Raw genomic sequence first — 7,678 nt, forward strand, 5'->3', positions numbered from 1 at the left:
CCCGCCTTGCTCCGCCACCTCGTCCAACGTGTCGAGGAAACCCTTGCCGACGCGGTAGAGGGTCTTCACCGGGACGCTGCCGGTGAACAGGCTGGCGTAATCGTCGGCGTAGTCCTTCAACCCGTCGTCGTTGGCATAGACCGGATCGGAGGTCCACAGCTTGCGCAGAGCCTGACGGTGCAGATCCTCCGGCACCTCGGCGCGCAGGAAGGGGGTGAAATCGGACTCGCCGGTCAGTTCCTCGATCGGCGGGAGGTCTTTCAACGGGTCTTCGGGTTTAGCATCCGGCTGGGCGGAATCGACCGGGATGTCCTCGGTGACGGCGACGGGAAGCTCCGCAGTCTCTTCGACCGGCGGCACCTCGACCGGTGCCGGCTCCGGCTTGACCGCCGTGCGTTTCAGGCGCGACCAGCGCGACAGGAAGGCTTCGTCGCTCACCGCCGACGGTCCTCCTTCTCGAAATAGCGCTTGCGCTCGCGCTTGTGGAAGGGGACGTCGACATGATGCTGCTCGACGAAATCACGGACCAGCGCGATCACCTCCGCCGGCATCGGCACCGTCTCCACCACGTCGGCCCCAACCTGATAGCCCTCCCCTTCATGGGCGGATGCGGTGACGGTGAAGGGCACCAGTTCCTCGCCATCCGTGCCGGGGCGCATCACCACCCACAGGCGCGGCGGGTCCTGTGACAGGTTCAGGCGGTAGCCTTCGGTGTCGGTGCGGAACAGCTCCAGCGTCAGGGTGGCGGCGTGGCTGTGGGTCCAGCCCTCGCCCTCCATCAGCAGCCGGCCGGGCGGATCGACCGGTCCGGCGCCGGGGATGACCGACACCGGGCGCCAGCTCCAGTCGGCCCAGGCGGTGACGCCGCGGCGGCGCTCCACCACGATGCCCAGCGGCATGGTCTCGATGCGCTCAAGAGATTGAGGGGCGGGCTGTTCCGTCATGACACATGTCCCGATGCCAGCAGGCGTTCCGCCTCGGCCAGATCCTCCGGCCGGTTGGTGTTGAAGAAGGGATCGACTGGATCGACGGCGAAGTCGGCGACGGCCAGCCGGTAGCGGGCGGTCCAGGCATCGACCTTGCGGACACCCTCCTCGACCATGGCGCGGCGGAGGTCCCCGGCCAGACGGATCGGCCACAGGCCGAAGACCGGATGCTCCTGCCCGCCCGAGCGGGCGCAGGCAAGGTCGGCGCCCTCATGCTCCAACGCCGCCACCATGCGGGTAACGAGGTCGCGCGGGATGAAGGGGGCGTCGGTGGCGAAGCTGGCGACCCAGGCGACGCCGGGCGCCGTGCCGCGCATCCACTCCATGCCGGTCAGCACGCCGGCGAGCGGGCCGGCATAGCCCTCCACCACATCGGCCGCCACCGGCAGGTGGAGATGGGCGAAGCGCGCCGGATCGCCGTTGGCGTTCAGCACCAGCGGCCCGACCTGCGGCCGGACGGTGGCGACGATGCGCTCCAGGATGCTGCGGTCGCCCAGCGGGCGCAGGCACTTGTCGCCGCCGCCCATCCGGCGCGACAGGCCGCCGGCCAGCAGGACGCCGCCGATATCGGGATGAGTGGAGTCAGTCGTCATCGCGGCTTCCCTTGCGTCCATGCCGGGCATCCTCGTCCGCGGCCCCGGCGGCATCGGCGTCGAACACCAGCCGGTCGGTGCCGGCCAGCGCGATGAAGCGCCTGCCCTTGGCCCGGCCGACCAGCGTCAGGTTGGCCTGCCGCGCCAGATGCACGCCCCAGGCGGTGAAGCCGGAGCGCGAGACCAGGATCGGAATGCCCATCTGCACCGTCTTGATGACCATCTCGGATGTCAGGCGGCCGGTGGTGTAGAAAATCTTGTCGTCGGCGGAAATGCCGTTCAGGTGCATGTAGCCGGCGACCTTGTCCACCGCGTTGTGGCGGCCGACATCCTCCATATAGACCAGCGGCCGGTCGCCCTGGCACAGCACGCTGCCGTGGATGGCCCCGGCCTCCAGATACAGGCTGGGCTGCAGGTTGATCTGCTTGGACAGCGCGTAGATCCACGAGGTGTGGAGCCGGACGTCGGCGGGAAGACTGACGGACTCGAAGGTCTCCATCACGTCGCCGAAGGCGGTGCCCTGGGCGCAGCCGGAGGTCAGCGTCTTCTTCTTCAGCTTGGACTCATAATCGGTCGCGCGCTCGGTGCGGACGACGACGGTGTCCGTTTCCTCGTCCACGTCGATGCCGGTGATGCGGTCGTCGCGCCGCAGCATGTTCTGGTTCAGCAGATAGCCGACGGCCAGACAGTCCGGATAGTCGCCGATCGTCATCATGGTGACGATCTCCTGCCCGTTCAGGTACAGGGTCAGCGGCCGTTCGACCGTGACCGAGGTCTCGATCTCGCGGCCGTCCTGGTCGAGACCGCGGACGCGCTCGGTCAGCTTGGGGTTCGCCGGATCCGGCGCTATGGTGAAGGTCTTCAGGCTCATGGTCGGGCTCATGCGCGCGAGTGTGGGCGAGCGGCGTCCATCGGACAAGCCCCCGCCGGAATGATTCGAAAAGTGATTTGGACTGAATGCAGGATTTTTCCCAAGCCCTCGCCGTCGCTTTTTCCATGATCGTGTCGATGGATGACGGGCTGATGCGGATCATCGGCCTGTCGCTGCGGGTCAGCCTGTCCGCCGTCGCCATCGCCACGCTGATCGGCCTGCCGCTGGGCGCCGCCGTCGCGGCGTTGCGCTTTCCCGGCCGGCGCGCCGTCGCCATCACCTTGAACACGATGATGGGGCTGCCGCCGGTGGTGGTCGGATTGGTGGTCTATCTGCTGCTGTCGCGCTCCGGCCCGTTCGGGGTGCTGGGGCTGCTGTTCACGCCGGCGGCGATGATCGTCGCCCAGACGGTGATGATCGTGCCGATCGTCGCCTCGCTCGCCCGCCAGACGGTGGAGGATCTGCTGGTCGAGTATGACGACCTGCTGCGCGTTACCGGCGCCGGGCCGATCCGCCGGCTGGCCACCCTGCTGTCGGAAGCGCGCTGGAGCCTCGTCACCACCGTGCTGGCCGGATTCGGGCGTGCGTCGGCCGAGGTGGGGGCGGTGATGATCGTCGGCGGCAACATCGAACATGTCACCCGCGTCATGACCACCGCCATCGCGCTGGAGACCAGCAAGGGCGACCTGCCGATGGCGCTGGGGCTGGGCATGGTGCTGATGACCCTGTCGCTGGCGGTCAATCTCGCCGCGTCGCTGCTGAAGGAGGCGGGAGACAGGCCGGCCTGATCCGGGTGCCTGATCCGGGGTGCATGACACCAAAATGGAAAAAGCTGCCCAGACCTTTGCAATGGCGTCGCGATGCGCTATGCCAGAAAAGCAATAACGCCAATGGGAGGAGTTGAGTGATGCTGCGCCGTTCATTCGTGCTGCGCTGTGCCGCCGCCGCAGCGCTGGCCGGTCTGGTCCAGCTCGCCGCCCCGTCGGCCGCGCTGGCCGCCGACCGCTTCATCACGGTGGCCTCCACCACCTCGACCGAGGATTCGGGCCTGTTCGGCTCCATCCTGCCGAAATTCACCGCCAAGACCGGGATCGAGGTGCGGGTCGTCGCCAAGGGCACCGGCCAGGCCATCGACCTCGCCAAGCGCGGCGACGCCGACGTGCTGTTCGTCCACCACAAGCCGTCGGAGGACAAGTTCGTCGCCGAAGGCTTCTCCACCGAGCGCAAGCCGGTGATGTACAACGATTTCGTCGTCGTCGGCCCGGCCGGCGACCCGGCCGGCGTCAAGGGCGGCAAGGACGTCGCCGCCGCTCTGTCGAAGATCGCCGAGGCCAAGGCCCCCTTCGTGTCGCGCGGCGACGACAGCGGCACCAACAAGGCCGAACTGGCCCTGTGGAAGACGGCCAAGCTCGACCCGGCCAAGGCGGATGCCAAGGGGGACTGGTACCGCTCCATCGGCCAGGGCATGGGTCCGACGCTGAACACCGCCGCCGCGATGAACGGCTATACCCTGACCGACCGCGGCACCTGGCTGAACTTCAAGAACCGCGGTCCGCTTACGGTGCTGGTTGAGGGTGACAAGCGGCTGTTCAACCAGTATGGCGTGATGCTGGTCAACCCGGCCAAGTTCCCCCACGTCAAGGCGGCCGACGGTCAGGCCTTCGTCGACTGGCTGGTCTCCGCCGAGGGCCAGAAGGCCATCGCCGACTACACCATCAACGGCGAACAGCTGTTCTTCCCCAACGCCAACGAGCCGGGGGCGTAAGGAACTGTCCAGTCAGCGTCTATACGGACCAACCCCAACAAGATTCCCGTTCCCATTACGCCGCATTCCCCCATATGAGTGTCCTCAGGCCAGGGGCGTCAGCCCCAAGCGACAGGAGTTTTGGGGACGATGAAGATCGGCGATCGGACGGTGCTCGTCTGCGATTGTGCGCACAGCATCGCGCTGGACGGGGCGGCGCTCGGCAAGGCGTGCGGCGACGGCAGCGCCGTCACCGTGCATACCCAGCTGTGCCGGGCGCAGCTCGACCGATTCGAGGCGGCGGTCGCCAACGGGCAGCCGCTGCTGGTCGCCTGCACGCAGGAAGCGCCGCTTTTCAGTGAGATCGCGGCGGAGGTGGCGCCCGACACGTCCCTGACCTTCACCAACATCCGCGAACGCGCCGGCTGGTCGGACGAGGGCGAACTGGCGCTGCCGAAGATCGCCGCCTTGCTGGCCGAGGCGGCCCTGCCGATCCCCCCGACCGGTGCCCTGACCCTGACCTCTCAGGGCACCTGTCTGGTCTATGGCAATGACGAACGCGCCATCGAAGCCGGGCGGGAACTGGCCAAGCGGCTGGACGTCACCGTCCTGCTGACCAGCGCGAAGGACATCGCGCCGCCGCTGGTGATGGACGTGGCGATCTTCCGTGGCCGCATCCGCGCCGCCCGCGGCTGGGTCGGCGCCTTCGAGATCGTGGTGGATGATTACGCTCCCGCCCTGCCCTCCTCGCGCGGGGCGCTGGGGTTCGAGCCGGCACGGCAGGGGGCCTCGGCCCGCTGCGACCTGATCCTCGACCTGACCGGCGGCACGCCGCTGTTCCCCGACCACAAGCGCCGCGACGGCTATCTGCGCCCTGACCCCAACAGCCCGACCCAGGTGGCCAAGGCGCTGCTGGAGATGGCCGATCTGGTCGGCGAGTTCGAGAAGCCGCGCTTCGTCGATTTCAAGGCCGATCTCTGCGCCCATTCGCGCAGCCGCAAGACCGGCTGCACCCGCTGCCTTGACGTCTGCCCGACCGGGGCGATCACGCCGAACGGCGACCATGTCGCCATCGACCCGCATGTCTGCGCCGGCTGCGGATCCTGCGCCGCGGTCTGCCCGACCGGCGCCGCGACCTATGCCCTGCCGCCGGCCGCCACCGTCTATGAACGGCTGCGCACGCTGCTGGGCACCTACCGGAAAGCCGGCGGCACCGCCCCCGCCCTGCTGATCCACGATCCCCGCCACGGCGATGCCCTGGTCGGCATGATGGCTCGGCATGGCCGCGGCCTGCCGGCCCGCGTGCTGCCCTTCGCGCTGAACGAGGTGACGCAGGTCGGCTTCGACCTGTTCGCGCTGGCTTTGGCTTATGGCTGCACCCATGTCCGCGTGTTGACCGGCCCGGAGAACGAGGGGGAGACCGCCGGCCTCGCCAACCAGATCGGGCTGGCCGAGGCCGCCTTCAGCGGGCTCGGCTACGGCTCCGGCCGGGTGGCGGTGATCGACGCCGCCGATCCTGACATGGTTGCGGACGAGCTTTGGAGCCTGCCGACGGATACCGTCGAAGCGGGGATGTTCCTGCCGATGGGGCCGAAGCGCACGGTGACCATGCTGGCGCTGCGCCACCTGCACAAGGTCGCCCCTGCACCGGTAGAGGTTCTGCCGCTGCCGCCGGGCGCGCCCTTCGGCCGGGTGTCGGTGGATGTGGCGGGCTGCACGCTCTGCCTGTCCTGCGTCGGCGCCTGCCCGACCGGGGCGCTGCTCGACAATGCCGACAAGCCGATGCTGTCCTTCGCCCAGGATGCCTGCGTGCAGTGCGGCCTGTGCAAGACCACCTGCCCGGAGAAGGTCATCTCGCTGGTGCCGGAGATCGACTTCCGCGATCAGGCCCGCGGTGCGACGGTGGTGAAGGAGGAGGAGCCCTTCTGCTGCGTCTCCTGCGGCAAGCCCTTCGCCACCAAATCCTCGATCGAGAAGATCGTGACGACGCTGGCGGGCAAGCACTGGATGTTCGCGACGCCGGAGGCCGCCAACCGCATCCGCATGTGCGAGGATTGCCGCGTGCGCGACCAGTTCGAGCGTGGGAACGAACCCTTCGCCATGGGTCGCCCGCCGGTGCCGCGCACCACCGACGACGACCTGCGCGAACGCGAGGAAGCCGAACGGGAAGCCCGGCTGGCGGAGGCACGGCAAAAGCTGATCTGACGGAGGTCCCTCTTGATCGTCATCAAAGTCGGCATACCGTGATGTGGAATAGGCTTGCGCGATCGTTGCACATCGTGCGTGTGGCGAACATATACTGTGGCGGCCCGCCAGCGGCCGCCCCTGGAGTCCAGCGATGATCGATCCCGTGTCCGAAGCCCCGTCGCCAGCCAGCCTCGCCCCGCTCGTCGACCCGTTCGGCCGCAAGGTGGAGTACCTGCGTGTCTCGGTGACCGACCGTTGCGACCTTCGCTGCGTCTACTGCATGGCGGAGGACATGAGCTTCCTGCCGAAGGCGGAGGTGCTGACGCTGGAGGAACTGGACCGGCTGTGCACCGCCTTCGTCAAGCTGGGCACGCGCAAGCTGCGGCTGACCGGCGGCGAGCCGCTGGTCCGGCGTGACGTGATGCGGCTGATCCGCTCGCTGGGACGCCACATCGAATCGGGCGACCTGGACGAACTGACGCTGACCACCAACGGCACCATGCTGTTCAAGCATGCCGCCGGCCTGTATGAGGCAGGCGTGCGGCGGATCAACGTGTCGCTGGACACGCTCGATCCGCACAAGTTCCAGGCGATCACCCGCTGGGGCAAGCTGGACAAGATCCTGGGCGGCATCCAGGCGGCCAAGGACGCCGGGCTGAAGATCAAGATCAACACTGTGGCGCTGAAGGGCGTCAACGACGACGAAATCCACCGCATGGTGGCGTGGTGCGGCGAACAGGGCTTCGACCTGACCTTCATCGAGGTGATGCCGATGGGCGACATCGGCGAGGGCGCTCGGCTGGACCAGTATTGGCCGCTGACCATGCTGAAGGCCGAGCTGCAAAAGCGCTGGACCCTGACCGAGAGCGACCACCGCACCGGCGGCCCGGCCCGCTATGTCCGGGTGGAGGAGACCGGCCAGCGCGTGGGCTTCATCACGCCGCTGACGCATAACTTCTGCGAGAGCTGCAACCGCGTGCGGCTGACCTGCACCGGCACGCTCTACATGTGCCTGGGCCAGGAGGACGCCGCCGACCTGCGCACGCCGCTGCGCGTCAGCGACGAGGACGGCCCGCTGATCGACGCGGTGCGCGAGGCGATCACCCGCAAGCCCAAGGGCCACGACTTCATCATCGACCGCCGCCACCAGGGTCCGGCCGTCGGGCGGCATATGAGCGTGACGGGGGGGTGAGTTTCTTTTCTCGGCAGCGTTAGACCCCCACCTAACCTCCCCCGCTCTCAGCGGACCTACGGTCCGCCTGCCGCGTCAGCACAAAGCATAGCTTTGTGCGAGAGC

Annotated in this window: 8 protein-coding genes; 4 read left to right on the forward strand and 4 right to left on the reverse strand. The window is 68.1% G+C overall.

Going from position 1 to position 7,678, the window contains the following annotated elements; all coding sequences use genetic code 11:
• From TSH20_RS32580 to fdhD, 4 genes are all read right to left on the reverse strand, one after another.
• Positions 1-438 (reverse strand): DUF3306 domain-containing protein (locus TSH20_RS32580; protein WP_109493022.1); only part of this gene is annotated, 438 nt, incomplete at its 3' end.
• Positions 435-944 (reverse strand): DUF3305 domain-containing protein, encoded by a 510-nt coding sequence (locus tag TSH20_RS32585; RefSeq protein WP_109157706.1) that lies wholly within the window; start codon positions 942-944, stop codon positions 435-437. The genes TSH20_RS32580 and TSH20_RS32585, both read right to left, overlap by 4 nt.
• Entirely contained in the window at positions 941-1,579 is a 639-nt protein-coding gene (gene mobA, locus TSH20_RS32590; protein WP_109157707.1) for a molybdenum cofactor guanylyltransferase MobA, read from the reverse strand. The genes TSH20_RS32585 and mobA overlap by 4 nt, the downstream gene beginning before the upstream one ends.
• Complete coding sequence (fdhD, locus tag TSH20_RS32595; RefSeq protein ID WP_109157712.1) at positions 1,569-2,450, reverse strand: formate dehydrogenase accessory sulfurtransferase FdhD; 882 nt, start codon at positions 2,448-2,450, stop codon at positions 1,569-1,571. Before fdhD ends, mobA begins: the two co-directional genes overlap by 11 nt.
• Before the next feature lie 86 nt (positions 2,451-2,536).
• Here fdhD and TSH20_RS32600 point away from each other — a divergent pair, with 86 nt between their 5' ends.
• From TSH20_RS32600 to moaA, 4 genes are all read left to right on the forward strand, one after another.
• The gene (locus TSH20_RS32600) at positions 2,537-3,238 is read left to right on the forward strand and encodes an ABC transporter permease (RefSeq protein ID WP_109157708.1); all 702 of its coding nucleotides are present in this window, start codon (positions 2,537-2,539) and stop codon (positions 3,236-3,238) included.
• A 119-nt stretch (positions 3,239-3,357) separates the two neighbouring features.
• Positions 3,358-4,215 carry a substrate-binding domain-containing protein gene (locus tag TSH20_RS32605; RefSeq protein WP_109157709.1) on the forward strand — a complete coding sequence of 286 codons (858 nt, stop codon included), beginning with the start codon at positions 3,358-3,360 and terminating at the stop codon, positions 4,213-4,215.
• 129 nt (positions 4,216-4,344) lie between these two features.
• Positions 4,345-6,399, forward strand: coding sequence for a 4Fe-4S dicluster domain-containing protein (locus tag TSH20_RS32610; RefSeq protein WP_109157710.1), 2,055 nt, complete (start codon positions 4,345-4,347; stop codon positions 6,397-6,399).
• A 133-nt stretch (positions 6,400-6,532) separates the two neighbouring features.
• Complete coding sequence (gene moaA, locus TSH20_RS32615) at positions 6,533-7,573, forward strand: GTP 3',8-cyclase MoaA (protein WP_109157711.1); 1,041 nt, start codon at positions 6,533-6,535, stop codon at positions 7,571-7,573.
• The last annotated feature ends 105 nt before the right edge of the window (positions 7,574-7,678 follow it).

Source organism: Azospirillum sp. TSH20, from assembly GCF_003115935.1.
Classification (GTDB): domain Bacteria; phylum Pseudomonadota; class Alphaproteobacteria; order Azospirillales; family Azospirillaceae; genus Azospirillum.

Coding starts and splice junctions, on each gene's coding strand:
- TSH20_RS32585 (WP_109157706.1), bottom strand. CDS start 944: ATGACGGAACAGCCCGCCCCTCAATCTCTTGAGCGCATCGAGACCATG.
- mobA (WP_109157707.1), bottom strand. CDS start 1,579: ATGACGACTGACTCCACTCATCCCGATATCGGCGGCGTCCTGCTGGCC.
- fdhD (WP_109157712.1), bottom strand. CDS start 2,450: ATGAGCCTGAAGACCTTCACCATAGCGCCGGATCCGGCGAACCCCAAG.
- TSH20_RS32600 (WP_109157708.1), top strand. CDS start 2,537: ATGCAGGATTTTTCCCAAGCCCTCGCCGTCGCTTTTTCCATGATCGTG.
- TSH20_RS32605 (WP_109157709.1), top strand. CDS start 3,358: ATGCTGCGCCGTTCATTCGTGCTGCGCTGTGCCGCCGCCGCAGCGCTG.
- TSH20_RS32610 (WP_109157710.1), top strand. CDS start 4,345: ATGAAGATCGGCGATCGGACGGTGCTCGTCTGCGATTGTGCGCACAGC.
- moaA (WP_109157711.1), top strand. CDS start 6,533: ATGATCGATCCCGTGTCCGAAGCCCCGTCGCCAGCCAGCCTCGCCCCG.